The organism is Sphingomicrobium nitratireducens (assembly GCF_026157035.1).
In the GTDB taxonomy this organism is placed as follows: domain Bacteria; phylum Pseudomonadota; class Alphaproteobacteria; order Sphingomonadales; family Sphingomonadaceae; genus Sphingomicrobium; species Sphingomicrobium nitratireducens.
In genome coordinates, this window is record NZ_JANJZA010000001.1 from 35720 (window position 1) to 61440 (window position 25721).

Below are 25721 nucleotides of genomic sequence, written 5' to 3' on the forward strand. Positions count from 1 at the left end.
TCAGCAGCCGCTGCACACGGCGCGGATCGCCTCGACCAGTGTCTCCGCCTTGAACGGCTTGGGCAGGAAACCCGCGTGGGGCGCGGCGGCGCGGATCGCATCGGTCTCGCTGTACCCGGACACGAACAGGATCGGCTGCTCGGGCCGCATCTCGAGGATCGCGTCGGCCACCTCGGCGCCCGACATGCCGGGCATGATATAATCGAGGATCACCATGTCGGGCCGCGCCTCGGCAAACGCGTCGAGCCCGTCACGCCCCGACACGGCCTCGCGGACCGAGAAGCCGTAATCCTTGAGGCTCTCGACGATGAAGGCGCGCACCACCTCGTCGTCGTCGATGACGAGCACGCTGCGCCCGTCGCTCGGCGCGGCGCGCTGCTTGATGTCGGAGCGCTCGTCGTCGCGCCCGTGGCGTCCCTCGACGCAGCGGAAATAGAGACGCACCACCGTGCCCTCGCCCGGCCGGCTCTCGACCCGCGCGGTGCCGCCCGACTGGCGCGCCATCCCGTAGACCATCGACAGGCCGAGCCCGGTGCCCTTGCCGACCTCCTTGGTGGTGAAGAAGGGCTCGAACACGCGCGCGAGCACGTCCTCGTCCATCCCGTGCCCGGTGTCGGTCACCGACAGCTCGACATAGTCGCCATCCTCGAGCACCGGATCGTCCTCGATGTTCCGGGTCTTCATGGCGATGGTCAGCGTGCCGCCCTCGGGCATCGCGTCGCGCGCGTTGATCGCGACGTTGAGCAGCGCCACCTCGAGCTGCGTCGGATCAGCCATCACCCACGGCACCGCATTCTGGAGGTCGTATTCCTTCTCGATGCCCGGTCCCAGCACGTTGCGCAGCAGCGGACGCATCTCCTCGACGAGATCACCGATGTCAGTCGGGCGAACCTCGAGCCGCTGGACCCGGCTGAAGGCGAGCAACTGCCCCGTCAGCCGCGCCCCGCGCTCCGCCGCGGCCAGCGCATTGGTCGCGTAGCGCAGCAGCTTCTCGTCCTCGATCCGCTTGGCGATCATGTCGAGCCCGCCCACGACCACCGTCAGGAGGTTGTTGAAATCGTGCGCGATGCCGCCTGTCAGCTGGCCCAGCGCTTCCATCTTCTGCGCCTGCCGCAGCTGGTCCTGCGCCTGCCTCAGCTGGGTCACGTCGCGCGATTCCAGCAGCAGGTAATGCAGCTTGCCGTCCTCGTCGTGAACAGGCTGGATGGTCGTGGAGAGATGGCTCACCGGCCGTCCGGGCGCTTCGAGCGTCACGTCGTGCGACACCGTCTCGCCGCTCGCTGCGCGCGCCACCAGCCGCTTGAGTTCGGCGACATGGTCGGGATAGGCGTCCATCGTCGGGGTTTCCCAGATCGGCTTGCCGATCTCGCCCTCGTCGCCGTGCGGGCGCCAGTCGGTGTGGCGCGCGTTGGTCTCCAGCACGGTGCCCTTCTCGTCCATCAGCACGATCACCGTCTGGACCGAATTGAAGATGGCGCGCAGGCGAAGGTCGCTGTCGGCGGCATAGGCGCGCAGCCGCTGCTCGTCGCGCCGCGCGACGGTCACGTCGTTGGCGACCCCGATATAGCCGACCAGCCGCCCTTCCGCGTCGATCCGCGGCCGCGCGTCGACCTGCAGCCATCGCGTCTCGCCGCCGGCCACCTCGAACCGCGCGACGAAGTCGTAAGGACTGGCTTCGTTGCTCGCCGCCGACACCAGCGCGCGCACGTCCTCGCGGTCCTCGTCCGAAATCTGGTCATGCCAGCCTGCCGCCCGCGCCTCTTCGGGCGACAGGCCGAACATGTCCGCAAAAGCCTCGTTGATAAAATCGCACGTCCCGTCGCGGCGGCTCACCCAGATCGGGATCGGCGCGCTGTCGGCGATCCGGCGGAAGCGCGCCTCGCTCTCGCGTAGCGCCTGTTCGGCGGCGCGCTGCTCGGTAATGTCCTGGACGACCATCACGACGCCCACCACCGCCCCATTCTCGAGGTGCGGCGTGTAACGCGCCTGGGTCGTCAACATGCCGCGCGTGGGATGTTCGAACTCGGCCGCGAACCACTGCTTCTCGCCCGCAAGTGCCGCCTGCAGGTGGTGCCCGCGCGCCGCATAGGCCTGCTCGCCCATCACCTCGCGTACGCTCTTGCCGAGGATGTCGCCGCGCTCGCGCTCGAACCAGTCGGCGATCGGCTTGTTGACGAAGCGGTAGCGCTCGTTCGTGTCGCAATAGGCGACCATCACGGGCAGCGCGTCGGCGACCGACAGGAGCAGGGAGAAGTCGGGCGGTGAATCGAGGTCGTGCGCGGAAGGCGTCTCGTCCCCCGGCGCCGCCGGCCTGATGGCCTCACCGATTCCACTCGGCGACTCGCGGTCCCCCCAGCTAGCCATGACCACATTAAGACTCGATTCACCGGATTTGTCACGACCTCTGTGGATAAGTCGGGAAGCCGACATAGCGAATCGGGATTCGGGGCGCTTCCTGCTAGGATCGACTCGACCCGTCAGGAGTATCGCCATGCACCGCGCCGCCATCCTCGCCGCTTCGCTGACCCTTGCCGCCTGCGCGTCGGGCCCACCCGCCGACCCGTTCGCCGCTGGCCGCTGGGTCGACCTCACCCACAGCCTTGGCGACGACACGCTGTTCTGGCCGACCGCCGACCCGTTCCGCCACGAACCGGTCTCCGTCGGACGCACGCCCGGCGGCTGGTATTACAGCGCCTACAATGTCGAGACGTCGGAGCATGGCGGCACCCATATGGACGCGCCGATCCACTTCCACGAAGGCGGCATCACCGCCGACCGGGTCCCGCTCGAAAGGCTGGTCGGGCCGGCCGCCGTGATCGACGTGCGCGAGGCCAGTCGCGATCCCGACTATCGCTTCTCGACCGCCGACATCGCGCGCTGGGAGAAGAAGCATGGCCGGCTCCACCCCGGCACCATCGTCCTGTTCGACACGGGCCGCGCGTCGCTGTGGCCTGACGCGGTACGATATCTCGGCACTGCCGAGCGGGGCGAGGCGGCGGTCGCCAAGCTCCACTTTCCAGGCCTTTCCGAAGACGTCGCGCATCTTCTCGTCACGCGTGGCGTCGCCGCCATCGGCCTCGACACGCCCAGCCTCGATTACGGCCAGTCGAAGGATTTCATCGCCCACCGCATCCTCTCCGCGGCGGGCATCCCGGGCTTCGAGAATGTCGGCGACATGAGCGCGCTGCCCGCGCGCGGCGCCACCATCGTCGCGCTCCCCGCCAAGATCGCCGAAGGGAGCGGTGCCCCCTTGCGGATCATCGCCTTCGTGCCGCGCTAGCGCTGGTAGCGCACCAGCAGCCGGTGCCCGCCGACCAGCCGTAGCTCGTCGACGATCTTCCCGCGCTTTTCGACCGCCTTGCGGAAATCGCTTTCCGTATAGTCGTCGAAAATATCCTCGCGCATCGCCAGCAGCGTCTTCACCATCGCGTCTTCCTTGTCGGGAAACTCGATGATGCCAGCGGGCGCCATGTCCATGAGCCAGCCGACCACTTCGTCGAGCGGCACGTTGCGGCCGATGGCGATGTGGTGGACGACCGCAAGCGCCACCATCGCGTCCCCGCGCACGCGCCTGGCGAACCCTTCGCGCTCGCGCTGGGCCCAGCCCTGGTCGGGCGAGGGATTGGCGGCATCGAGCCACAGCGGGGTGAAAGCGATCTTGCCCGCCTGCGCGCGGCTGACCGCGAGATTGAGCGCATTATGGTCGAAGTCGAACCCGATCACGCGGTCCGCTCCCGCCTCGATCGCCGCGAGGGAATAGTCGCCGCTGTTGCACCCGATGTCGAAGGTCAGGCCCCTGGTGTCTGCGGCAAGCTTGCCGATGAAGGCGGCCTTGGCCCGCCGTTCTTCGCCCGAATAGCTCGTATTGTCGGCATAATCGCCCCAGACGCTCTCTCCGCCCGGCGGCTGCAATCCCTCGATATAGGCTTTGAGCCCTTCGAGGATGGCGACGAAACGCGCCTTGGGGAGCCTGGCGTCCTTCCTCGCTTCGCGCGCCTCTTCGTGGCTGGTCGCCATTCGCCGCTTCTGAAGCGAGGCGAGCCCGACGACGTGCGCCAGCACGGTTGGCGACAGCTTCGACTTCCACGGCAGCAGCTTCGCCAGGTCCTCGGGCGCGATGCCTTCGAGGTTGCCGCGCATCCAGTGGTTGGGCGCGACCCCGAGCTTGACCCACATCAGCAGCGGCCCGAGGAATTGCGACACGAACTGGTAGTGCCCGATCCATGCCTCGCCCTCGCGGTAGGGCTGGATCGAGAGATGGTCGATGAACAGCGGGCGCACCCCGTCGAACTGGATATTGTAGGCGGTCGCATCGGACAGGGTGAAGCCGTCCTTGAGCGCCTCGAGGTGGACGCGCAGCTGGGTCAGCGCTGCCTTCTTCCACAGCGCGAACGGCCATTCGTAAGGATGCGAGATAAACGGCAGGCGGGGATGTTCGAGCCAGTAAGCGACGCCGTCGTCCGCCAGGCCGGAAGGTGCCTCGACCTCCTCGAGCCCGACCAGCAACCCCTTCTTGACCAGCCGCGCATACAGCCCTGCGTCGCGCGCCTCCTCGTAGGCCTTTGCCGCCTTGCCCGCGGCGACCGAGCGCAGCACGCGCCCGTCGACGAGGTGCACCTGTCCTGCCCGGTCACGAAAGGACCCGGCGACACGTCCCCCTTCGCTCATCGGCGAGATCCTATTCGGCCTTGGTGTCGGGTTCGGCCTCGACGCTCTCGTCGATCTCGAGTTCGGGCTGCTTGATCCCGAACAGGCCCTTCACCCAGCCGATCGCGCGGCGCGAATAGAGGCCCCAGGCCGCGAAGAATCCGATGATCGCCTGAAGGACGATGCTGGCCGTTGCCCCGTCGAGATAGGCGAACGCCGGGCTTGCCACGCTCCCCAGGATCGCCACGGCGGCCAAATAACGCGCAAACTTCATCGTGAACCGTCCCCTGCTGTGCGGGCCCCCGCCCTTCACGCTGCTCCGAAACTCGGGCATCGCGGAGAGCTTACTCGGAAGCGGCCGTCCCTTCCAGTGTCCAATCGAGCGACGTCGCGTCGAGGCGCGCGCCGTTGGCCCGCTTGTCCTCTATCGTCGCGCCCGTCTCGCTCTCGACCACCTCCAGCGAGGCGAACCGCGTCGCCGACAGGCGGTCGAGCAGTGTTTCGACCGCCACGATTTCCTCGCGCCGCGCGGGCTCCTGACCGGGCAGCGCGACCGCGAACAGGGTCGAGAAGTTGTGCAGTTTCTCCTGCTCGCTGGCACGGCGAACGCCTCCGCTGGGCAGGCGACGCCCGATCCGCGACCCGTGATCGCCGTGGACGATCATGACCACATCGTCGCCCGCGACGCGGCGGGCGGCGGCGTACAGGCGTTCGATCTGCGTCATGACACAGCGCACTTGCTCGCCATAGGCGCGCTGGCGTTCGGCCACCGCATGGCGCTTCCAGCTGATCCGCCACTCGCCGAACGGGAGGACGCGGCAATCCCGACCGAGTGCAAACGGGAAATGGGGCAGCAGCAGGTGGGCGACATAGGCCTCGCCGGGACGTCCTTCGGCCTCGATCCGCGCCTGCAGCCGTTGAAGCTCGAGCAGCGAGTTGATCGCGCCGGCGTCGCCGCGATTGACCAGCTGGATGCGGTGCGAGGCGTCGACCAGCTTCCATCTGCCCACCGCATAGACGTCCCAGAGCGCGGCCGTGTAGAGCACCGAGCGCATCGAGCGGCCGATGCTGACGAGGATTGCGCGCGCACGGCTCGTCGCGTCGAGGTCGACCTCGCGCAGCCCGGCGAGGTCGTCGCGCCAGTAGGTGCGGCAGCTCGCCACCGGATTGTCGCTGCAGAAGTCGATGTAGCTGCTCTGGACGAAGTGGACCGGATATCCCTGGTCGGACAGGCGGGCCAGGTAGCGCGCCGGGCCGGTCGCGCCGCCGTCCGGGCTGTCTCCGTGTCCGCTGTCGGGCAACCCGAAATTGAGCATCGAGGGCATCGAGTTGACCGACAGGTGATAGCGCACGTGCGCGTTGGCGAAGGTCGTGAACCCGGCCCCGCGCAGCCGCCGGTCGACCTCGTGTGCCAGTCCCGGCGCGCCGTCCATCGCCGCCATCCCGCGCAGCCCCTCCTGCTCGTCGAGGATGATGTGCACGATCAGCGGCCGTGCGAGATCGGGGGCGGGGACCTTGCGCGTCGTCACGGTCGCGGGATCGCGCCGCTCGGTAAGGCCGAACAGGCTGGTCAGCCCGATCACCACCGCCGCGGTGGCCAGGAAACGGAACAGGCCCTTGCCCATCCTGAAATAGGCGATGGCCGCCACCACGCCGATCGCTGCGGCCACTTTCCACTCGTCCGCCGCCCAGTCGGCGAGAAGGAAGACGAGCAGTCCCGCCAGCAGCGCCTGGACAGCGAAGCGGACCTTCGAGGTGACCGCCGCGAAGGCAAGGCTTGCCGCCAGCAGCACGCAAGTGACCATCGCGACTTCGGGCGTCAGCAGCGGGTAGCGGTGATAGAGAAGCAGGTTGAGAAGGCTCGCCAGCGAGCCGGCCACCGCCGCGCTCAGGGCGAGCCGGAACAGGCCCTCGTCCCGCTCGGCCGCCGTCGTCTTGCCCTCGCTCAACGCGGTGCGCTCGCTTCGGCGGTCGCGGCCGCGACCAGCTCGGCGAGGTTCTCGCCCTCGGGCAGCGCCACCCCGCGCACCGCGACCAGCGGCGCGCGCATCGACACTTCCTGTTCGGCAAGGCTCTTGTGGTCGCCGCGGATCCGCGCCCCGTGATCGCCATAGGCGAGGATTACCGTGTCGCGGCCCGCCGGGCTGGCCTCGATCGCCGCGACCAGCCGCGCCATCACGCGGTTGGTGCACTCGAGCTGCGCCGAATAGGCGCGCGCGCGCATTTCGATCGGCACCGCGCTGTCCTCCGACAGCCACTGCGCGATCGGCCGCGTCGTGCAGTCCTCGCGCAGCGCATAGGGAAAATGCGGCAGCAGCAGGTGCACCACCCACGCCTCGCCTGGCTGCAGCCGCGCCAGCTCTTCCTCGAGCCAGCCCGCCGCCCGCTTCGCGTTGACGGTGTTCGCGCGCGGCCGCGTGACGAGGTCGCGATAGGGCGCCAGCGCCCCCGGCCAGGCCGGCCCGTCGCGCACCAGCCCCGTCACCCAGCGCCCGCTATGCGCCAGCTTGAGGAAGCTCCCGCCGAGGAACGCCGCGCGGTGTCCCAGCGGCGCCTCCATCCCCGCCACCAGGTCGAGCCGGTCGAACCCGTACGTGTCGCACCGGTCGACCGCCCGCGCCTCGGCGCAAAGATCGAAGAAGGTCGACTGCACGACCCGCACGCTGCGCCCCGGCGCCGCCATCGTCTCGGTCAGGTCGCGCGCCGCGCCCAGCCGCATCAGCTGCGGAATGCTCTCCTTGGTCCGCGAATAGTCGCTGCGCGGATGCGGCGCGATCGCGAACCCCATCGCCCGCCACGGCGCGAGTTTCTGCGCGATCCCCGGTGCGCTCGGCTCGAGCAGCGCGAGCCCGTCGGGCCCCGCCTGCTCGTCGAGGATGAAGTGGACGATCGCGCGCTGTGAGCGGTCGCCCGCCTTCATCGCGCCCGCGCTCTCCATCGGCCGCGTCGTCGCCGACCAGCCCGCCAGCGCGAACAGCAGCACGCTCGCGAACATCACGGTCGCGAACTTGAACAGCGCCAGCCCAAACTTCTCGTGCACCGCCACCGCGACCAGCGCCAGCAGCAGCCACCAGCCGTTCTCGGGCTGGGCGAAGTCGACGATCGCGATCCCCAGCAGCAGCACCCACGCCAGCCGCAGCATCCGAGGCCCGCGCGCATAGAACCACGCCACCGCCGCCGCCGACGCCACCAGCAGCCCCGCCACGATCAGGCTCTCCGCTCGCCACATCGGATAGTCGCGATAGCGCAGGAAGGTCGCGAAATGCCCCAGCAGCACCATCGCGTTCGCCGCCAGCACCCACGCAAAGCGCGTGCCCACCGGCGAGCGATCGGGATCCCACCCTGTCATCGATCTGTCATGGAACCCCTCGCGCCCCTGCGCAATCCCCGCCCGCGCCGCGCCGCCCACAAACCATTTTCCTACTGCGTACCAGATAGGTTACTCGCGTCGATCATGAAGAACCAACCCCCCATCCCGGTCCTGTGCGACCAGTGCCGCGCCGAGGGCTATGCCGGCGACCCGCTCTTCGCCGAGCTTGCCGGCCTTCTCGACTTCGAGCCGGTCCCGGTGCGCCGCCACGTCAACAACTGGACCCCCGCCCACCAGCGCGCCTTCATCGCCGCGCTCGCCACGCTCGGCAACGTCAAGCCCGCCGCGCGGGTCATCGGCCGCTTTGCCAACGGCGCCCAGCGGTTGCGCAAGACGCCCGGCGGCCGGGGGTTCGCCGAGGCGTGGGACAATGCGCTCGACCTTTATGACGAGCGGCTCGCGGCGGGCCTCGCCGGCAAGATGCGCGAGCTGGCCGCGGGCCATCGCGAACGCGCCGCGCACGACGCGGACGTCGTCGACGCGATCAGCTACGACCGCCGGGTCGAGGACGCGAATGGGGGCGCGGGGTGGGACGAGCCCGACGCCGAGGACCGCCGCGAGCAGCTCGCCGACGCCCGCCGCGTCATCGCCCAGCGCCTCGCCGCCGCGCGCCGCCTGTTCCTCGAGGGGATCGCCGACGACCCGGCCAGCCGCGCCGCGTGGGAGACGTTATGCGGCCGCGTCGACTGGGACGAGGTCGCCGCGGGCAACACCCCGCCCCCCGCCACGGCGAGCCTGCGCACCCCCGACATGGTCGTCGCGCTGGCGAACGCAGAGGTGACGGTGGACGGGGAGCCGGACGCGAAGCGGCAGACGCAGCAGGTGCGGGAACCCAGGGCCCTCCCCGCCCCCGACCATCCGGCGGTGGCGATCGAACAGGCCCAGGCCGCCCAGATCACCGGCGAGCGCTCGCCCAAGGACTATCGCGACTGCAGCGCGGAGGAGCTGGTGGAGCGGGGGTTCGTATGCGGGCCCGGCGGGGTTTGGTTGAAGCGGCTGTAGCGCTGTAGCGCTGGAGCGCCGAGGCCAAGGGTGGCGAGCGCAGCGGAGCGCCCTTGGTCCGAGAGTCGCGAAAGCTCGGCCAGCGGGTCGCGCTAGCGAACCCGTCCGACGGGAAGGCAGGCCGCCCTGCCGACCAAGGCCGGATGGGGTTTGGATTAAGGACCTCTAGCGAGGAAAATTGTAGGCTAAAAGCAATCTTGGGCGACATCTTCATAAAGCAGGTTGCCACCACTTGCTCTCTCGACATAAGAAATCGGGAGAAGGGGCATCATTATGACATCAATCGGCATTGACGGACTAGATCCACTTTCATTCTCAAACGAGGAGAGCGAAAAGTTAATCGCTGAAGCGAATAAGAGGATTATCAATAACATCCTAAAGTCGTATACTGGATATTACGATGGCTTCTCGGAATTAATACAGAACGCACTTGATGCGACTGAGAATAAATTCCGCGACTTAGGAGATTCTTTCACGCCGAAAGTTTGGATTTACATAGATATCGAAGCTGGGAAAATCCGCGTTGTAGACAACGGCACCGGACTTTCCTCCGATGAGTTCAAATACTTCCTTAAACCGAATGTGAGTTTTAAGCGCCCAAAAGATTGTCGCGGCCAGAAAGGCGTCGGCGCGACTTTCCTGGCATACGGCTTCTCGTTTCTTCGTGTGCATACTCGAAACGAAGGAATTGAAGTCGCGGCTATCATGCGGCAAGGTCGTCAATGGGCGCAAGATCAGAGTGACAGTATTCCTCGGCCAGTATTTGAAGAAGAGAAATTCAACGTCCCGGAATTGGGGAACGACGAAGATGGTACGAGTGTCGAAATTCTGATCACTGGCATAGCCGGAGAAAAACCCGGAAAGCTAGACTGGATCGGAGCTCGAACCGCCGAACAGTGGCTGGATTTACTTCGAATTAAGACACCGCTCGGTGGCGTCTACTTACACACGGACGCATTCTCCCCAGAGGTCCATATTCAGGTTCGTGATGCCAATGGCGACACTTCAAAGAAAGATGTCACGAAGCCTGAATACTATTACCCTCATGAGATGCCTGTTGCGGACAAGGTCGCAACGGTTAAAGACATTGAAGCCGGACTTTCAAAGATTCAAGGTAGTTCCGAAGAAAAGTTCTCCCGCTTGCCGGCCGAACTTAAGCGACTTGACGCGTTGTGGGAAATCTATCCAAAGCAAGCTATATTGGATCCAGAAGGCGCTTTTGCATCATCGAGTCTAACTGACGAACACCGTAGTCTTATCGAACGACACAATGTAGTCGTTTACGCTTCCTTTTTTCGGTCTGCAAAGCTCTGGAATGAGTTCAACGAACAGACTTTGAAACTGAGGCCAGGTGTTCGTGTAATCCATGGGGGCCTTCAAATGGCGTCGGATTTCATGGTTCAAGGCGATCTCTCAATCATCCCACTCACGAGCACGATTGGCTATCAGGCAAACTCTCACGTCATCGTGCATTTTACCGACGGCAGCCCCGACATGGGACGGAAAGTTTTCCAGCCAGAACTGAAAGAGCTTGCCGAAATTCTGGCGGTGCGGTGTGTGACGGTGTTCAAGAGATATCTGCAACATCTCAAACCAGATACCGGCGCCACAATTGTAACTCCCGACAAGGAGCTGCACGAGTGGAAAAAGTCACAAGAAATTTTACGGGACAAGTCTCCTCTCTCCTTAAAGACCGCGTCTGGAAGAGTAACGCTGCTATCAGAACCGCAGCAAGAACAGGATGTGATTGCCCTGTATCACCAGCTGATTGGTCTTGGAGTAATTAAGGGCATAGACTTTTTGGCTACATCGCAGAGCGACCGATATGACTCGCTTTACATCCTCGACTACGCAGACGAGACATTTCGATATTCGAAATCGACAAATCCGTTGGGTGTAAACAGCAGTTACGGTTTCCCCCACAATTCAGAACCGCGGGTCCTAGAGTACAAATACGACCTTGATGCTTTGGTACGTGAATTCGCCAATGAAGTTAAGTTCGCTAACCACATAAATCTGGTAGTTTGCTGGCAGGCCACCAAGCAATTCAGTGAGAAGTTTTTTCTGAACTCTCTACTTGTCGGCGACGAGGGGTCAGGCAGGCAGGTTTACGCGGCCACTCATCAGGCCTACGCCAGCGGATCACAAACTTTAGCTTTCGAGGTCTGCATCTTGAGCGATCTTTTGCGGTTCATTCAAAATCCCGCCGACGAAGAAGCTCGGCAGAAAACCAAGTACAAAGATTAGCACACCATCAGTCGGGATTTTCCAAAAAGTAGTAGACGGCAGGGCGGCCTGCCGTCGTCGAACGGGTTCGGGCGACTAGCGCCCGATCCGCCGGCCGGCTGGGGCGCGCTCTTAGGACTAACTCACGATTGCTGGCGCAATCGCTTCGCTAGCCTCGGCGCGCCTTAGCTCTCATCACCCATCTTCAGGGCGGCGATAAACGCCTCCTGCGGGATCGAGACGTTCCCGTACTCGCGCATCTTGGCCTTGCCCTTCTTCTGCTTCTCCAGAAGCTTGCGCTTGCGCGTCGCGTCGCCGCCGTAGCACTTGGCCGTCACGTCCTTGCGCATCGCGCTGATCGTTTCGCGCGCGATGATCTTGCCGCCGATCGCCGCCTGGATTGGGATCTTGAAGAGGTGCCTCGGGATCAGCTCTTTCAGCCGCTCGCACATGCCGCGCCCGCGTTCCTCGGCGGTGCCGCGGTGGACGATCATCGAGAGCGCGTCGACCGGCTCCTCGTTGACCAGGATGCTCATCTTGACGAGGTCGCCCTCGCGATAGCCGATCTGCTCGTAATCGAAGCTCGCATAGCCCTTCGAAATCGACTTCAGCCGGTCGTAGAAATCGAACACCACTTCGTTCAAGGGCAGCTCGTACACCACCTGCGCGCGCCCGCCGACATAGGTCAGTTCTTTCTGCACCCCGCGCCGATCCTGGCACAGCTTGAGGATGCCGCCGAGATACTCGTCGGGGGTGTAGATCGTCGCCTTGATCCACGGCTCCTCGATGAAGTTGATGCGGTTGACGTCTGGCATGTCCGCGGGGTTGTGCAGCTCGATCACCTTCGCGTCGTCCGTCTTGGTGTGCGCGAGGTCCATCCGGTAGACCACGCTCGGCGCGGTGGTGATGAGGTCGAGGTCGTATTCGCGGGTCAGCCGCTCCTGGATGATCTCGAGGTGCAACAGGCCGAGGAAGCCGCAGCGGAAGCCGAAGCCCAGGGCCGCCGACGTTTCCATCTCGAAGCTGAACGAGGCGTCGTTGAGCCGCAATTTGTAGAGGCTGTCGCGCAATTTCTCGAAGTCCGCGGCGTCGACCGGGAACAGGCCGCAGAACACGACCGGCTGGACTTCCTTGAAGCCCGGCAGCGGGGTTGCGGTCGGGTTCTTCACCGTGGTGATCGTGTCGCCGACCGCGGTCTGGCTGACTTCCTTGATCTGCGCGGTGATGAAGCCGATTTCGCCCGGGCCCAGCTCGGAAAGCTCCACGCGCTTGGGGGTGAAGCAGCCGACGCGGTCGACGAGGTGCTGCGTGCCCGCGTTCATGAACTTGATCTGCTGGCCCTTCTTGAGGACGCCGTCCTGGACACGCACCAGGATGACGACGCCCAGATAGGGGTCGTACCAGCTGTCGACGAGCATGGCCTTCAGGGGCGCGTCGCGGTCGCCCTTGGGAGGCGGGATGCGGTCGACGATCGCCTGGAGGATGTCCTCGATGCCGATCCCCGACTTCGCGCTCGCCTCGACCGCGCTTTCCGCGTCGAGCCCGATCACTTCCTCGATCTCCAGCTTGACCTTGTCGGGGTCGGCCGAGGGCAGGTCGATCTTGTTGATCACCGGCACGATCTCGTGGTCGTGCTCGATCGACTGGTAGACGTTCGCGAGCGTCTGCGCCTCGACCCCCTGCGCCGCGTCCACCACCAGCAGCGCGCCCTCGCAAGCTGCGAGCGAACGCGAGACCTCGTACGCGAAGTCGACGTGACCCGGCGTATCCATCAAGTTGAGCTCGTAAGTCTCCCCATCCTGAGCGACCCAGTTCAGCCGCACCGTCTGCGACTTGATGGTGATCCCGCGCTCCTTCTCGATGTCCATGTTGTCGAGCACCTGCTCGCGCATCTCGCGCGCGGTCAGGCCGCCCGTGGTCTGGATCAAGCGGTCCGCCAGCGTCGACTTCCCGTGGTCGATATGGGCGATAATCGAGAAATTCCGGATTCGAGAAAGTTTGGTGCTCATTTCGCCAACATTGGACATATCGCCCACACGACCGGGGCGTTCGAGCCGCCCGCTAGCAGGGAACGCGCGCACTGTCAGCCATTTACCGGAACCAGCCGCTCACTTCGCCCGTCTCTAGGCGAACAGGGAAAAGGAGCAGCGCATGTCCAAGGCCACGCAACTGGGAACCTGGGCCCGGCTCGGATATGTCGCGCGCGGCCTGATCTTCATTCTCGTCGGCTATGTCGCGCTGACGTCGCCACGGGCGAAAAGCGGGTCGGACCTGTTCGAGACCGTCGAGACCATGACCTCGGGAACGCTTCTCCTCGCGATCATTGCCGTCGGTGCGTTCGGCTACGGCCTGTTCAAGCTCTATGACGCGGCCAAGAATCTCGAAAATCACGACGACGATGCGACCGGCAAGGCCAAGCGCGCCTTCATTGCGGTCGGCGGGCTGAGCTACTGGATCCTGGCCTACCTGGCGCTCAAGCAACTGTTCGGCAGCGACGGTGGCGGCACGTCCAAGGAGGAAGCGGCAGAGGCAGTCAGCCAGGCGGGCGGCGATTTCCTCATTATCGGTCTCGGCCTCGGCCTCCTCGTTGCCGGCGCGTTCCAAATCAAGAAAGCCGCGACCAAGGAGTATATGAGCAAGCTCGTCGGCAGCACGCCGCCCGGTGTCGAGTGGGCGGGCCTCGGCGGCTATGTCGCGCGGGGAATCACCTTGCTGGTGACCGGCTGGTACGTTTTCCAAGGTGGGCTCGGCAGCGGCGAGGAAGTGAAGGGCCTTGGCGAGACGCTGGATACCATGCGCGATACCGGGCTGCTCTACACCGCGCTGTGCGTCGGCCTCATCCTGTTCGGCCTGTTCAGCCTGGTCGAGGCGAAATACCGGACGGTCCCCGACGAAGATGTCAGGCCCGGCCACTGACCGTTCGTCGGCGCTTCCCGACCGTTCGTCGAAGCCGACGCGTCAGAGCGACGGCCCGCTCATAACCGCACCCGGCGGCCAACGGGGGAACAACCGTTCGTCACGCGTTGGGGCGCGTCATCCAAGCCGGGTGACGTGCCCCATCTTGCGTCCGGCCCGTGCTTCGCGCTTGCCGTAGAGGTGCAGATGCGCGCCGGGCTCTGCGAGCAATTCCTCCCACCGCTCGACGTCATTGCCGATGAGGTTGTCCATCGTCACGCGCGGCGCGGCGAGCGAGGTATCGCCGAGCGGCAGGCCCGCGATGCAGCGGATATGCTGTTCGAACTGGCTCGTGACCGATCCCTCGATCGTCCAGTGCCCGCTATTGTGGACGCGCGGCGCGATCTCGTTGACCAGCGGCCCTTCCGCCGTCGCGAAGAATTCGACGGCCATCACCCCGACATGCCCCATCGCTGAGGCAAGGTCGCAGGCGAGGTCCACCGCGGCTGCCGCCTGTTCGTCGATCGGCTTGCCGGCCGGCACTTCGGAGCGCCGCAGGATGCCGCCGTCATGGATGTTGCGCGGACAGTTCCAGACCTTGAGCTCGTCGTTCGCGGTGCGCGCCACGAGCACCGAGAACTCCGCCTGGAAGTCGATCGCCTGCTCGGCGATCGCCGGTTCGCGCCCGATCGCATCCCAGGCATCCTCGAGATGGTCGACATCGCGCAGCCAGGCCTGGCCTTTGCCGTCATAGCCCAGCCGTCGGCTCTTGATCACGAGCGGGAGCCCCAGCGCCTCGACCGCGTCGGCGAGGTCCGCGACGCTGTCGATCTGGCGCCAACCGGCGACGCGCCCGCCCTGCTCCTCGACGAAGCTCTTCTCGTGCGCGCGGTCCTGCGCGATGGCAAGCGAGCGGGTCGTGGGCCGCATCTTGTCTCCCATCGCTTCGAGCGGGCCGACCGGCAAATTCTCGAATTCGTAGGTGACGACGTCGCATTCGGCCGCGAACGCGGCGAGCGCATCGTGATTGTCGTAGGCCGCGCATACGTACATCGACGCCACCGCGGACGCGGGCGGCGCCGGGTCGGGCGCGTAGACGTGCGTGCGATAGCCAAGCTGGCTCGCCGCCTGGCACAGCATGCGTCCGAGCTGGCCGCCGCCGACGATGCCGATCGTCGAGCCTGGCGCGAGGCTCATCGCGGGGTCTCCGCGACGCTGTCGGTCTGGGCGGCACGCCACACGTCGAGCCGCGCCGCGAGCGCGTCGTCGGTGGTGGCGAGGATCGCGGCCGCGAGCAGCCCCGCATTCTTCGCGCCCGCCTCGCCGATGGCCAGTGTTCCGACGGGAATGCCGCCGGGCATCTGCGCGATCGACAGGAGGCTGTCGAGGCCGTTCAACGCCTTGGACCGGACCGGCACGCCGAGCACCGGCAGCGGAGTTTTCGAAGCGACCATGCCCGGCAGGTGCGCCGCGCCGCCTGCACCCGCGATGATGACGTGGAGCCCGCGTCCCTTCGCCTCCTCGGCATAGGAAAACAGCCGGTCGGGCGTCCGGTGCGCGGACACGATCTTCACTTCATGCGCGACGCCCAGCGCGTCGAGCGCGTCGGCGGCATGGCGCATCGTTTCCCAGTCCGACTGGCTGCCCATAATGATCCCGACCTTCGCGGCCATGAAATTCCCCTCGCCTGTTGAACGGGCCGTGTAGGCGAAAGCGGGGGGCCCACGCAACTTGAAGCCATGCTGCCATGTTTCTCAGCCGTTCAATTTGCGGTATGCCGTGATTCGTGAGCGACGAGACAATGAGGGGGGAGCGCGTGGAGCTCGAAGAGGAGATCGCGCGGCTCAGGCAGGAAGTGGCGCGGCTCGAAACCCGCGTCGCCGAACTCGATCATCTCGCCCATTCGGACAGTCTGGTCGACCTTCCCAACCGGCGCGGCCTCGATCGCGCGCTCGAAGCGGCGATCGCCGCCAACGAGCGGCATGGCGTTGGCGCGGCGCTGCTCTACGTCGACGTCGACAATCTCAAGATGATCAATGACGGATTCGGCCACGGTGCAGGCGATGCCGCGCTGATCCACGTCGCCCGGCGACTGGTCGAGGGGACGCGTCCGGGCGACACGGTAGCGCGGCTCGGCGGCGACGAATTCGTTGTCCTTCTGACCCATGTCGATGCCGAGGACGCGTGCGCGAGCGCGCAGCGGCTGGTCGACGAAATTGCGGGCGACGGGTTGATCCACGAGGGTCAGCCGGTGCCGCTGTCGGTCGCGATCGGCATCGCGCCGATCGAGAAGGGCGACCGTCCCAACGAGGCGCTCGCGCGCGCCGACGCGGCGATGTACGCGAAGAAGCGGGCGGCCTAGCCCTCGCCCAGGTAGGCGCGACCGAGCGCGTTCAACTCGTCATCCAGCTTGTAGACGATCGGCTTGCCGGTCGGGATCTCGAAGTTGACGATGTCGTCGTCGCCGATGTTCGAGAGGTGCTTGACGAGGGCGCGCAGGCTGTTGCCGTGCGCCGAGACGATCACCCGCTCGCCCCGCCGGAGCGCCGGCGCGATTTCCGCTTCGAAGAACGGCAGGACCCGCGCGATCGTGTCCTTGAGGCTCTCGGTGGAAGGCACGTCGACCCCGGCATAGCGGCGGTCGGACGAGAGATCGAACTCGCTGCCCTTCTCGAGCGGCGGCGGCGGCGTGTCGAACGAACGGCGCCAGATCTTGACCTGTTCGGCCCCGACCTTGTCGATCATCTGCTGCTTGTCGAGCCCGGTCAGCCCGCCATAGTGCCGCTCGTTGAGGTGCCAGTCCTTGGTCACGGGCAGCCACAGCGAACCCATTTCATGGAGCATCAGGTGGAGCGTGCGGATCGCGCGCGTCTGGAGCGAGGTGAAACAGCGGTCGAACTCGTGGCCCGCCGCCTTCAATGCCGCGCCCGCCGAGCGCGCCTCGGCGATCCCCTTGTCCGTCAGGTCGACGTCCCACCAGCCGGTGAAACGGTTCTCGAGGTTCCACTGCGACTGGCCATGGCGGACGAGGACGAGGGTCGGCATCGCGTAGTTCAGCCCTTCTTCTTGCGGGCCTGGAGGTCGGGGACCAGCGCGTGGAGCGCGTCCATGCAGCTGTAGGCGAGATACTTGCAGCGCTCGGTCGACCAGCCGTAGATCGGGTCGGGCAGGTCCTCATTGTCCTTGAAGGGCATTTCCAGCGTCATCGCGATCGCGCCGTAACGCTCGGCGACCTGGGTGGTCGACATGGAAAGGTTCGCCTCGCCCGGCTTGGCGATCTCGTAGCCCTTCTCGGTCTGGAAATCGGGCGAGAGCGCCTCGAGCGTCTCGCCGAACTTGTCGAACAGGGCAGCCTGCGCCTCGTTCCACGAGGGAATACCCTCGAAGCCCGCAAGGAAGTTGGCCGGGATTGCCTCGTCGCCGTGCACGTCCATCGCGAAATCGACGCCGGTTTCGTCCATGCGATTACGCACGTAGAGGACTTCCGGGCACTCGGTCTCGTTGGGCTCGTGCCATACGCGGTTGAGGTTGACCCCCGCCGCGTTGGTCCGAAGGTGCCCGCGGCGCGAGCCGTCCGGGTTCATGTTGGGCATGACGTGGAAGGTGCAGTCGCGGCGCAGCGCGCGGCTCACCGGATCGTCGGGATCGGTGAGCTTTTCGAGCGCGCCTTCCATCCACCACTCGGCCATGCTCTCGCCAGGATGCTGGCGGGCATAGAGCCACACGGTGAGCGGGCCTTCGCCGATGGTGAGGCAGTCCATGTCCTGCCCGTCGAGGGTCTTGCCGAGGCTGCGATATTCGACACCCGGCAGCGAGGCGACAGTGGCCACGAGGTCGTGATGCCGCTCCATCGAGTAGGGCACGAAATAGGCAAGGTAGATGCTGTCCGTCTCGGGCACGAGGCGGATGGTGAGAACGCCGTCCTCGTAGCTCGTCGCATCGACGCGTACCCATTCCTCGCGGTCGACTGTCATCAGCGCGCGATAGCCGGGCCAGCCGTCGGGATAGGCGGCCGACCCCGCATTGGTGATCTTCAGCGTCACGTCGCGGCCCTGGGCGCCGGCGAGGCGGAAGTAGAACCACTGGTGGAAGTCCGACTTGTGATCCTTGACGATTTCCAGTTCGACTTCGTCTCCCTGGATCGAGACGAGACGGATGTTGCCGGCGTCGAACGCGCTGGAAATGGTGATGCTCATGGAACCTGGAACCCTGTGTGCATTGTCGTGTGTGGCGTCCTGATAGTCGCGGGCGCTGCAAGTGGAAACCCCCCGGTCGACGCCCCGAGCCCGCTCGTCGAACCCCCTGTCCTTCGGTCTGGCTTCGCATTATTGACGAGGGCGATACAAGACGGGCGTCCCTGTCGCCCTTTTCGGAGTACCCCTGACCCATGAAATTTCGCCTGACTGCCGGGTGCGCGCTGGCGCTGTCCGCCACCCCGCTGCTCGCCGCCGAGCCCGATGTCGCGTCTATCGACCGCGTGCGCGCCGACGTCGAGTTCCTCGCCAACGACCTGCTCGAAGGCCGCGAGGCGGGGACCCGTGGACACGAGATCGCGGCGCTCTACGTCGCGTCGCGGTTCAAGGCGCTCGGGCTCGAACCGGCGGGTGACGAGGGGACCTATTTCCAGCAGGTGACGCTGCGCGCGGCGACGCTCGTCCCCGAGCAGTCGTCGGTCGTCCTGACCCGCGGCGGCAAGGCGCGCACGCTACCCGCGAACCTCCTGCGCCCGCGCCCGAGCCTCAGCGCCACGGACGTCACGATGGAAGGCGAGCTGGTCTTCGCGGGCTACGGGCTCGATGCGCCCTCGCTCGGGATCGACGACTATGAAGGGCTCGACGTGAAGGGCAAGATCGTCGTGGTGCTGGAGGGGGCGCCTCCCGGGCTTCCCGCCGACATCAAGTCGCACCTCGACAAGTCGCGCAGCGACATGGCCGCGGCGCACGGGGCGATCGGCTACATCGCGGTCTCGACCTCGGCCGCCGACCGCGCGCGCCGATTCTACGAGATGGGCGAAACCTACCCCTCGTCGAGCTGGATCTCGCCCGACGGCAGCACCGGCGCGCTCGCCGACGGGCTCAAGCTGCGCGTCTCGATCTCGCCCGAGGGAGCCGAAACGCTCTTCGAGGGAAGCGACGTGTCGCTCGACAAGCTGTACGACCTCGCGCGCGGCGACGCGGCGCAACTGCCCCGCTTCGCCCTGCCCGGTACGCTCAAGGCGCACGCGGTCAGCACCTGGGACGACTTCACCAGCCCGAACGTCGTCGCGCGTCTTCCCGGAACCGATCCCGCCCTCGCCGACGAGCATGTCGCGATCGTCGCCCACCTCGACCATCTCGGCACCAGCGAGGGCGACCACGGGCACGGCGGTTACGGGCGTCTCGGCGACAAGGAGACGAAGGACAAGGTCTACAACGGCGCGCTCGACAATGCGGCGGGCGTCGCGGGGATGCTCGAGGCGGCGCGGATGTTCGTCGAAGGCGAAGGGCCGCAGCAGCGCTCGATGCTGTTCATGGCGGTCACCGCGGAGGAAAAGGGCCTGCTCGGCGCGGGCTATTTCGCGGACAATCCCACCGTGCCGGTCGAGGACATTATCGGCGTGATCAGTTCCGACATGCCGGTGCCGCTCTACGATTTCGGCGACATCGTCGCGTTCGGGACGGAGCACAACACGCTGTCCGAGACGATCGCCGCCGCGGCGGGGACGCTGGGCGTGAGCCTGTCACCCGACCCGATGCCCGAGCAGTCGATCTTTACGCGCTCGGATCATTACCAGTTCGCGCGCAAGGGGATCCCCGCCACGCTGCTTTTCACCGGCTACGGCAATGGCGGTCAGGAAATCTGGGCCGACTTCTTCTCGCGCTGCTACCACAAGCAGTGCGACGACCTGTCGCTGCCCATCAAATGGGACATGCTGGCGCGCTTCGCGACGATCAACTACCGAATCGCGAACATGCTGGCCGATGCGAACGGTCGCCCCCTCTGGTACGCCGACAGCCCGATGAGCGAGATGCTCGCCCCGGGCGCCGCGCGCGCGAAAAGGCCGTGACGCGAGGCGTGGCGACTTGACTTTGGCGCGCCCTCTTCCTAGTTGAGCGCCGGATTCGGTAACCCCGACATTTGAAACCCATTTTTTCCGAGGCAAGGTGCTCCGGCCATGAAAGTTCGTAATTCTCTCAAGTCGCTCAAGTCGCGCCACCGCGATTGCCGGGTCATCCGTCGCCGCGGTCGCGTTTACGTGATCAACAAGACCAACCGTCGCTTTAAGGCGCGCCAGGGCTAACAGCCCCGGGCACACGGTTGCGTGAAACGGGCGCGTCCTTTCGAGGGCGCGCCTTTTTCGTGCCCGTCATCCGCGTGCGAGGTGCGCCTCGAGAAGGTCGAGCGCCTCCCCGGAGCGCGCGAAATCGAGCGGGCGTGCGAATCGGTAGACGTCTGCCTGCCGCGCGAGATCGAGGCAGCGTTCGAAGATCCACGCGTCGCCGCCATGCCACTGGTTGGCGACCTCCCAGCGATAGGCATTGTCGAGCACCAGCCGTGCGGCCTCGGCGCCCGTGACCTTCTCGATCCGCGCTTCCCCGACCTCGAGCAGGTAGATGCGCTTCAATTGCAAGGGCGGCGGCGGACGCATCGCCTCGCCCTTCGCCAGCGGCATCTGCCACTTGCCCTCGCCCGCGACCACCGGTTCGAGGGTTCCGCGATCGACGCCCAGCGCGTCGACCGCCGCGTCCCACAATTTCACCCTCGGAATACCGCGATGGACCGCGGGGCCTGCCGGGTCGATCGCACAGATATCGTCGCACAGGATATCGTGCCCCCGCGCCGCCAGCATCGCGGCCAAGGTCGACTTGCCGGCCCCGCTCGGCCCGACGAAGGCCGCCGCCCCGCCATCGAGCGCGACCGCATTGGCATGAAGCGGCAACCTGCCGCGCTGGACGATCAGTGCCGCCGACACAGTGCCGAGCAGCCAGGCGCGGATCTCGTCTCCCGCGCGGCCCGGCGGCGCATGGATGGTCACTGCCTCGCCGCCCTCGACTTCGAAGCGAATGCCATCGAGTTCGGCGACCAGCGTATCGCCTTCGCGCGCGACGTTGTAGAAATCGGGCCGCGCCAGCGCCGATGCGCGCTTCGTGCGCACCACGACATCGGGCTGGCCTTCGCCCGGCGGCAGCTCGGGAAGCGCAAGGTCGCTGTCGATCACGAGGCCGAAGGCGCGGGTCAGCGGCATCCATCTTCCTTGCACCGCCGCCCGCAAGGAGGCTAGCCCCTTGGGTCATGTCCGCGCCGCTCCTCGACGACACCAGCCGCATCGTCCAGCGAAAGACCCTGCCCAGCGGGGAAATCGATGGCGAGCTGCTTGCACTCGACGTCAAGCGCGGCACCTGCCTCGGACTCGACCGGGTCGGGACCGACATCTGGCGCCTTGCCGCGCAGCCGATCACGCTCGCCACGCTGATCGAGAAGCTGGTCGAGGACTATGACGCGACCCCGGACGAGGCACGCGCCGACGTCTTCCCTTTCGTCGCCGAGCTGGTCGAAGCGGGTTTGCTCGACCTCGTGCCATGAAAGACGTGAGGGAGCTTCTCGCCGATTTTCTCGCGCGCACCCGCGCTGCGCCGCTGCTGTTCGCACTGCTGCTCGCAGGTGCGCTGGTGGAAGGGCTCGGCATCCTCCTCCTCGTGCCCCTCGTCGCGCTCGCCGCAGGCGAGGCGCCGCCCCCGACCTGGATGCCATTCGCGCCCAAATTTTTCGACGCGCCCGAGCGCGCGCTGTTCGTCGCCGCATTTTTCTTCCTCGCCGCCATGGGGCTGCGCTCGGCGATCCTCTACGCGCGAGACCGGCTGCGCGTGCGCGCCGTCACCGCCTACGAACAGGGGCTCAAGCTGCGCCTCCTGTCGGGCGTCGCCGCGCAGGGCTGGCGTTTGGCAAGCAGGCTCGGCCAGGCACGCCTCCAGCGCAGGATGCTGGTCGACACGCCGCGCGCAATCGTCGCGCTCCACTACGCGCTTCAGGCTGCAGTCGTGGCCGTGATGATCGCGGTGCAGGGCCTCGTGGCGCTTTACCTTTCCCCCGCGCTGACGCTGGTCGCGGGCGGGCTGATGCTGGTCGGCATCCTCCTCGCCTGGCCGTGGGTGCGCGCGGGCCAGCGCCGCGGCCTGTCGCTCGGCGAGGCTGCCGCCGACAGCAGCGAAGAGGGTTTCCGTCTCTACGCCAGCCTCAAGAGCGCGCTCGCCGAAGGCGCCGTCCTGCGCTTCCTCGACCGCTACGCCGCCAGCGCGAAGCGTCTCGCGGGCGAAGAAATCGCGCTCGAGGCAGGCCGTGCGGGCGCGCGTGCCATCATGGCGCTGGTCGCCGCGACCGCCGCGGTCGTCCTGATCCTCGCAGGCCTGCTGTGGCTCGATCTCGACCTTGCCATCCTCGTTCCCCTCCTCGTCCTGTTCGCGCGGCTGAGCGGTCCCGCCCAGCAACTCGTTCAGGCGCTCCAGGGCATGGCCGCATTCGGCCCCGCCTTCGCACCCATCGCCGCCCAGGCGGGCAGTGCGGTGCCATCCGCGACACGCTCCGTGCCCCCGCGCGACTGGTCGCGCCTCGACTTCGACCGCGTCACCCACGAGGCAGACGACGGCTTCACGCTCGGCCCGCTCGACCTCTCGCTCGCGCGCGGAGAATGGGTCGCGCTCGAAGGGGTGTCGGGGGCGGGCAAGACGATGCTGGTCGATCTCGTCGCCGGGTTGATCGCTCCCGATGGCGGCACGATCCGGCTCGACGGCGAGCCAATCGACCTCGCGACGCTCGACGGCTGGCGCGAAGGCCTCGCCTATGCCGGGCAGGACGAAGTGCTGTTCGCGGCCAGCCTCGCCGACAATCTCGGCGGCGATCCAGGCAAGGCGGCTGCTGTCACCGGCCTCGAAGCGCTGCTCCAGCGCCTTCCCGACGGGCTCGGCACGATGCTCGGCGAAGGCGGCGCGCGCCTGTCGGGCGGCGAGCGGCAGCGCGTCGCGATCGCCCGCGCGCTCTTGCGCCACCCCCGCCTCCTGATCCTCGACGAGGCCACCTCGGCGCTCGATCTGGCCGCCGAAAAGCAAATGCTCGACAGGCTGCGCGCCTATGCGCCCGACCTGTCGGTTCTCTTTGTCAGCCATCGCCCCCAAGCCCGTGCGCTTGCCGATCGCGTCGTCGCGTTGCAGCGGGGTCGCACCGAACTGGGTTAAATCTCGCAAACCTAGTCCATTATGGACAGATTCAACCCTCCGAATTAATAAAAGCCAAGCGCCGGCGTAGGCGGCGATGCTCGGAGGGGATCAGTGTCAGCTCGGGAACAGCGGAGGAAGCCGTGGTCGACGCCGCGCCTGCGCATCATGGACGCGAAGAACGCGCGCATGCCCGGGGGATCGCCCTTTCAGGAAGGCAATTCCACCAAGGGAAAAAGCTGACCGCGCCCATCGGTTGCTGGGAGCCAGGCAACGCTCCCACGCCGCCATCCGGCGCCTCCAGCGCGGGCGGTCGCTGGTGCTGGCTAGATGCCGACCTCGACAACCGCGACGCGCTCGCGAGCGAACTGGACCTTCCTCCCGATACCGATGACGCGACACTCGTCCTGGCGTTGTGGCGCGGGCGGGGCAGTGCGATGTTCGCGGCGTTGCGCGGCGAATTCGCCATTGCCCTGTGGGACGGCGAGCGCCTGATCATCGCCCGCGATGCCCTCGGACGCCGACCGCTTTTCCTGAGACGCCGCGACGGATTGCACTTCGGCCCCTCGGCTCGGGCGCTGGCCGGCGAGCGCCCCGAAGCCGACCCGGTGCGCCTCGCCCAATTCCTCCTCACCCTCCCCGAGCGCGGCGCGCGCAGCCATTTTGCCGGCGTCGACCGCGTGCTTGCGGGCGAGTGGATCGAGGCGCGCGCGCCCGACCGGATCGAACGTCGCCGCTGGTGGCGCCCCGACCTCTCGCGCCTGTCGATCGGGCTCGAGGAGGCGGCGGGCGAAGCGACCCGGCTGCTCGACCGCGCGATCGGCGGCATGGCGCACGGGCGCACCGCGATCCAGCTGTCGGCCGGGCTCGACAGCAACCTGCTGCTCGACCGCATGGCAGCGCGCGGCGTGCTCCCCTCGGTCGCGATCACCGGCGCGCCCGACGGGCCGGTCGAATGCCCGCCCGCCATGCTGTTCGACGAAACCCGTCTCGCGGCCGAAGCGGCGGCGGCGGCCGGCGTCCCGCACGTCCGTGCCGGCGCGCCGCCGAGCGGCCTGGCGCTCGCCGTGGCATGTTTCGACGACGTCGAACGCCCGCTCTTCAACCCATCGAATCTCGGCTGGATCGACGCGACGCTTTCAGCCGCGCGGGCGGACGGTGCGGCCGTTATGATCGAAGGCCTGTGTGGCAATTACGGTGTCAGCTGGGACCCGCCCAAGGCGCTTGCCGGGATGATCTCGGATCGCGACTGGTCCGGCGCTGCCGCCCTGGCGGGAGGCATTCGAGGCAATGCGCTCGAAGCCCTGCCGCGCGCGGTGCGGCGCCGCCTCGGCGGCGCTGCCGCCTGGCGCCTTTCGACCCCGCGTTTCGTGCGTCCCGGCGCGTTCGCCGACCAGGCACTCGCCCCGTTCCTCGAGCGCGGCCTGTTCGTCGACGACCCTGCCGATCGCAGCTGGCAGCCCCGGCGCAGGCTCGAGGACTTTTATCTCGACCTCGACCAGGCGAGCATCCTTCGCGCCCACAAAGCGCGCCATGGCGTGCGGCTGCGCGACCCGTTCGCCGATGTCGAACTGGTCGAATTCACGCTGCGCCTGCCGACCCGCATCTTCCGAACGGGAAGCGAACGGCGGCGACTTGCCAAGGCGATGCTCTCGAAGCGCGTTCCCGACGCCATCCGTCGCGGCGACGTTCGCGCGGTGCAGGGAGCCAACTGGCGCGCCGCGATGAAGGCGGAGCGCGATACCTACGCCGCGCTCGTCGCCTACGCCCGCGCGCACCGCTGGCTTCCACGCCTGATCGACCTCGACGCCCTGGGCGAAGGAATCGCGCGATGGCCGCGCGAAGACACGAGCTTCGGCTCGGTCGCGGCCTCGCATCAGATGCGCGCATTGGTCGCGATAGCCTTCGTCCGCTGGGTCGAGGAATGAGCAAGCGTCCCGGCCCCCTGCTCCTCGCCGAGACGTTCGGCGACCTCGTCGCGGCCAGCCTCGCGCTGCGCCTCAGATCGTTCGAAGCGATCGTGTCGGGTCGCGACGCGCCTGCGAACCTTCCGCAGGTCGCACCCCACGACGCGGTGATGCTCGAACGTGCGCTCAAGGCCTGGAACCGCCGTCTGCCGTGGCGCACCTTGTGCTTCGAGCAAGGCCTGGCCGCCGAGCGCTGGCTGAGGCGCCGCGGGCTTGCCTCGCGGCTTCACTACGGCGCGGCGGGGCGCGGCGAAGGACCGGTGGCGCATGTCTGGGTGACCTCGGGCACGGTGCCGGTCGTCGGGTGCGAACAAGCTGGCGAATTCGTCGAACTGGCGCAATTCCCGCATGCAGAAGCGCCGCAAAGCCGGGAAAATTGAACGCAATCGCTTCATCGACCGTTCACCCTCCCTATGCGAGGATTCA

The 25721-nt window shown here is 66.7% G+C and carries 22 protein-coding genes; 11 read left to right on the forward strand and 11 right to left on the reverse strand.

Features of this window, described 5'->3' with window-relative positions; genetic code table 11:
- Positions 1 to 2364, reverse strand: coding sequence for a PAS domain-containing protein (locus NNY25_RS00155; protein WP_265569335.1), 2364 nt, complete (start codon positions 2362 to 2364; stop codon positions 1 to 3).
- A gap of 127 nt (positions 2365 to 2491) precedes the next feature.
- Here NNY25_RS00155 and NNY25_RS00160 point away from each other — a divergent pair, with 127 nt between their 5' ends.
- Complete coding sequence (locus NNY25_RS00160) at positions 2492 to 3280, forward strand: cyclase family protein (RefSeq protein ID WP_265569336.1); 789 nt, start codon at positions 2492 to 2494, stop codon at positions 3278 to 3280.
- On the opposite strand, the gene NNY25_RS00165 is transcribed toward NNY25_RS00160, so the two are convergent.
- The 4 genes from NNY25_RS00165 to NNY25_RS00180 form a co-directional block, all read right to left on the reverse strand.
- Positions 3277 to 4668, reverse strand: a complete 1392-nt coding sequence (locus tag NNY25_RS00165; RefSeq protein WP_265569337.1) for a class I SAM-dependent methyltransferase — start codon at positions 4666 to 4668, stop codon at positions 3277 to 3279. The genes NNY25_RS00160 and NNY25_RS00165 overlap by 4 nt on opposite strands.
- A 10-nt stretch (positions 4669 to 4678) precedes the next feature.
- Positions 4679 to 4921 carry a hypothetical protein gene (locus NNY25_RS00170; RefSeq protein WP_265569338.1) on the reverse strand — a complete coding sequence of 81 codons (243 nt, stop codon included), beginning with the start codon at positions 4919 to 4921 and terminating at the stop codon, positions 4679 to 4681.
- 70 nt (positions 4922 to 4991) lie between these two features.
- A complete protein-coding gene (locus NNY25_RS00175; protein WP_265569339.1) occupies positions 4992 to 6596 on the reverse strand; it encodes a hypothetical protein in 1605 nt (534 codons plus the stop codon).
- Positions 6593 to 7996: a sulfatase-like hydrolase/transferase gene (locus NNY25_RS00180; protein WP_265569340.1), complete on the reverse strand. Its 1404-nt coding sequence runs from the start codon at positions 7994 to 7996 to the stop codon at positions 6593 to 6595. The genes NNY25_RS00175 and NNY25_RS00180 overlap by 4 nt, the downstream gene beginning before the upstream one ends.
- A 105-nt stretch (positions 7997 to 8101) precedes the next feature.
- On the opposite strand from NNY25_RS00180, the gene NNY25_RS00185 reads away from it, so the two are divergent.
- Complete coding sequence (locus NNY25_RS00185; protein WP_265569341.1) at positions 8102 to 9019, forward strand: hypothetical protein; 918 nt, start codon at positions 8102 to 8104, stop codon at positions 9017 to 9019.
- Positions 9020 to 9292: 273 nt separating this feature from the next.
- On the forward strand, positions 9293 to 11266 hold the full coding sequence (locus NNY25_RS00190) for an ATP-binding protein (RefSeq protein ID WP_265569342.1): 1974 nt from the start codon (positions 9293 to 9295) through the stop codon (positions 11264 to 11266).
- Between the two features lie 164 nt (positions 11267 to 11430).
- Here the strand turns inward: NNY25_RS00190 and lepA are convergent, their stop codons facing one another.
- Complete coding sequence (gene lepA / locus NNY25_RS00195) at positions 11431 to 13254, reverse strand: translation elongation factor 4 (RefSeq protein WP_265569343.1); 1824 nt, start codon at positions 13252 to 13254, stop codon at positions 11431 to 11433.
- 142 nt (positions 13255 to 13396) lie between these two features.
- On the opposite strand from lepA, the gene NNY25_RS00200 reads away from it, so the two are divergent.
- On the forward strand, positions 13397 to 14161 hold the full coding sequence (locus tag NNY25_RS00200; protein WP_265569344.1) for a DUF1206 domain-containing protein: 765 nt from the start codon (positions 13397 to 13399) through the stop codon (positions 14159 to 14161).
- A 117-nt stretch (positions 14162 to 14278) separates the two neighbouring features.
- On the opposite strand, the gene NNY25_RS00205 is transcribed toward NNY25_RS00200, so the two are convergent.
- Together NNY25_RS00205 and purE are read right to left on the reverse strand one after the other, a co-directional pair.
- Positions 14279 to 15337, reverse strand: a complete 1059-nt coding sequence (locus tag NNY25_RS00205) for a 5-(carboxyamino)imidazole ribonucleotide synthase (protein WP_265569345.1) — start codon at positions 15335 to 15337, stop codon at positions 14279 to 14281.
- Positions 15334 to 15813, reverse strand: coding sequence for a 5-(carboxyamino)imidazole ribonucleotide mutase (purE, locus tag NNY25_RS00210; RefSeq protein ID WP_265569346.1), 480 nt, complete (start codon positions 15811 to 15813; stop codon positions 15334 to 15336). Before purE ends, NNY25_RS00205 begins: the two co-directional genes overlap by 4 nt.
- Before the next feature lie 143 nt (positions 15814 to 15956).
- Here purE and NNY25_RS00215 point away from each other — a divergent pair, with 143 nt between their 5' ends.
- Entirely contained in the window at positions 15957 to 16502 is a 546-nt protein-coding gene (locus NNY25_RS00215; protein WP_265569347.1) for a GGDEF domain-containing protein, read from the forward strand.
- Here the strand turns inward: NNY25_RS00215 and gpmA are convergent.
- Both gpmA and NNY25_RS00225 read right to left on the reverse strand, forming a co-directional pair.
- A complete protein-coding gene (gpmA, locus tag NNY25_RS00220) occupies positions 16499 to 17185 on the reverse strand; it encodes a 2,3-diphosphoglycerate-dependent phosphoglycerate mutase (RefSeq protein ID WP_265569348.1) in 687 nt (228 codons plus the stop codon). The genes NNY25_RS00215 and gpmA overlap by 4 nt on opposite strands.
- A gap of 8 nt (positions 17186 to 17193) precedes the next feature.
- The gene (locus NNY25_RS00225) at positions 17194 to 18336 is read right to left on the reverse strand and encodes a M14 family metallopeptidase (RefSeq protein WP_265569349.1); all 1143 of its coding nucleotides are present in this window, start codon (positions 18334 to 18336) and stop codon (positions 17194 to 17196) included.
- Between the two features lie 191 nt (positions 18337 to 18527).
- Here NNY25_RS00225 and NNY25_RS00230 point away from each other — a divergent pair, with 191 nt between their 5' ends.
- Together NNY25_RS00230 and ykgO are read left to right on the forward strand one after the other, a co-directional pair.
- On the forward strand, positions 18528 to 20186 hold the full coding sequence (locus NNY25_RS00230) for a M20/M25/M40 family metallo-hydrolase (RefSeq protein WP_265569350.1): 1659 nt from the start codon (positions 18528 to 18530) through the stop codon (positions 20184 to 20186).
- A 108-nt stretch (positions 20187 to 20294) separates the two neighbouring features.
- Positions 20295 to 20420, forward strand: coding sequence for a type B 50S ribosomal protein L36 (ykgO, locus tag NNY25_RS00235; protein WP_265569351.1), 126 nt, complete (start codon positions 20295 to 20297; stop codon positions 20418 to 20420).
- Positions 20421 to 20486: 66 nt separating this feature from the next.
- On the opposite strand, the gene NNY25_RS00240 is transcribed toward ykgO, so the two are convergent.
- Positions 20487 to 21365 (reverse strand): hypothetical protein, encoded by an 879-nt coding sequence (locus NNY25_RS00240; RefSeq protein ID WP_265569352.1) that lies wholly within the window; start codon positions 21363 to 21365, stop codon positions 20487 to 20489.
- A gap of 47 nt (positions 21366 to 21412) precedes the next feature.
- On the opposite strand from NNY25_RS00240, the gene NNY25_RS00245 reads away from it, so the two are divergent.
- The 4 genes from NNY25_RS00245 to NNY25_RS00260 all read left to right on the forward strand — a co-directional run bounded on the left by NNY25_RS00245 (position 21413) and on the right by NNY25_RS00260 (position 25675).
- Positions 21413 to 21703 (forward strand): PqqD family protein, encoded by a 291-nt coding sequence (locus NNY25_RS00245; protein WP_265569353.1) that lies wholly within the window; start codon positions 21413 to 21415, stop codon positions 21701 to 21703.
- A complete protein-coding gene (locus tag NNY25_RS00250) occupies positions 21700 to 23349 on the forward strand; it encodes an ATP-binding cassette domain-containing protein (protein ID WP_265569354.1) in 1650 nt (549 codons plus the stop codon). The genes NNY25_RS00245 and NNY25_RS00250 overlap by 4 nt, the downstream gene beginning before the upstream one ends.
- Positions 23350 to 23471: 122 nt before the next feature.
- The gene (locus NNY25_RS00255; RefSeq protein ID WP_265569355.1) at positions 23472 to 25256 is read left to right on the forward strand and encodes an asparagine synthase-related protein; all 1785 of its coding nucleotides are present in this window, start codon (positions 23472 to 23474) and stop codon (positions 25254 to 25256) included.
- Complete coding sequence (locus tag NNY25_RS00260) at positions 25253 to 25675, forward strand: lasso peptide biosynthesis B2 protein (protein WP_265569356.1); 423 nt, start codon at positions 25253 to 25255, stop codon at positions 25673 to 25675. The genes NNY25_RS00255 and NNY25_RS00260 overlap by 4 nt, the downstream gene beginning before the upstream one ends.
- The last annotated feature ends 46 nt before the right edge of the window (positions 25676 to 25721 follow it).

Excerpts from the sequence above, each read along its gene's own strand:
- gpmA (WP_265569348.1), bottom strand. The coding sequence starts at position 17,185 with ATGCCGACCCTCGTCCTCGTCCGCCATGGCCAGTCGCAGTGGAACCTC.
- ykgO (WP_265569351.1), top strand. The coding sequence starts at position 20,295 with ATGAAAGTTCGTAATTCTCTCAAGTCGCTCAAGTCGCGCCACCGCGAT.
- NNY25_RS00155 (WP_265569335.1), bottom strand. The coding sequence starts at position 2,364 with ATGGCTAGCTGGGGGGACCGCGAGTCGCCGAGTGGAATCGGTGAGGCC.
- NNY25_RS00185 (WP_265569341.1), top strand. The coding sequence starts at position 8,102 with ATGAAGAACCAACCCCCCATCCCGGTCCTGTGCGACCAGTGCCGCGCC.
- purE (WP_265569346.1), bottom strand. The coding sequence starts at position 15,813 with ATGGCCGCGAAGGTCGGGATCATTATGGGCAGCCAGTCGGACTGGGAA.
- NNY25_RS00260 (WP_265569356.1), top strand. The coding sequence starts at position 25,253 with ATGAGCAAGCGTCCCGGCCCCCTGCTCCTCGCCGAGACGTTCGGCGAC.
- lepA (WP_265569343.1), bottom strand. The coding sequence starts at position 13,254 with ATGAGCACCAAACTTTCTCGAATCCGGAATTTCTCGATTATCGCCCAT.
- NNY25_RS00180 (WP_265569340.1), bottom strand. The coding sequence starts at position 7,996 with ATGACAGGGTGGGATCCCGATCGCTCGCCGGTGGGCACGCGCTTTGCG.
- NNY25_RS00240 (WP_265569352.1), bottom strand. The coding sequence starts at position 21,365 with ATGCCGCTGACCCGCGCCTTCGGCCTCGTGATCGACAGCGACCTTGCG.
- NNY25_RS00190 (WP_265569342.1), top strand. The coding sequence starts at position 9,293 with ATGACATCAATCGGCATTGACGGACTAGATCCACTTTCATTCTCAAAC.
- NNY25_RS00205 (WP_265569345.1), bottom strand. The coding sequence starts at position 15,337 with ATGAGCCTCGCGCCAGGCTCGACGATCGGCATCGTCGGCGGCGGCCAG.
- NNY25_RS00200 (WP_265569344.1), top strand. The coding sequence starts at position 13,397 with ATGTCCAAGGCCACGCAACTGGGAACCTGGGCCCGGCTCGGATATGTC.
- NNY25_RS00250 (WP_265569354.1), top strand. The coding sequence starts at position 21,700 with ATGAAAGACGTGAGGGAGCTTCTCGCCGATTTTCTCGCGCGCACCCGC.
- NNY25_RS00245 (WP_265569353.1), top strand. The coding sequence starts at position 21,413 with ATGTCCGCGCCGCTCCTCGACGACACCAGCCGCATCGTCCAGCGAAAG.
- NNY25_RS00170 (WP_265569338.1), bottom strand. The coding sequence starts at position 4,921 with ATGAAGTTTGCGCGTTATTTGGCCGCCGTGGCGATCCTGGGGAGCGTG.
- NNY25_RS00230 (WP_265569350.1), top strand. The coding sequence starts at position 18,528 with ATGAAATTTCGCCTGACTGCCGGGTGCGCGCTGGCGCTGTCCGCCACC.
- NNY25_RS00160 (WP_265569336.1), top strand. The coding sequence starts at position 2,492 with ATGCACCGCGCCGCCATCCTCGCCGCTTCGCTGACCCTTGCCGCCTGC.
- NNY25_RS00225 (WP_265569349.1), bottom strand. The coding sequence starts at position 18,336 with ATGAGCATCACCATTTCCAGCGCGTTCGACGCCGGCAACATCCGTCTC.
- NNY25_RS00165 (WP_265569337.1), bottom strand. The coding sequence starts at position 4,668 with ATGAGCGAAGGGGGACGTGTCGCCGGGTCCTTTCGTGACCGGGCAGGA.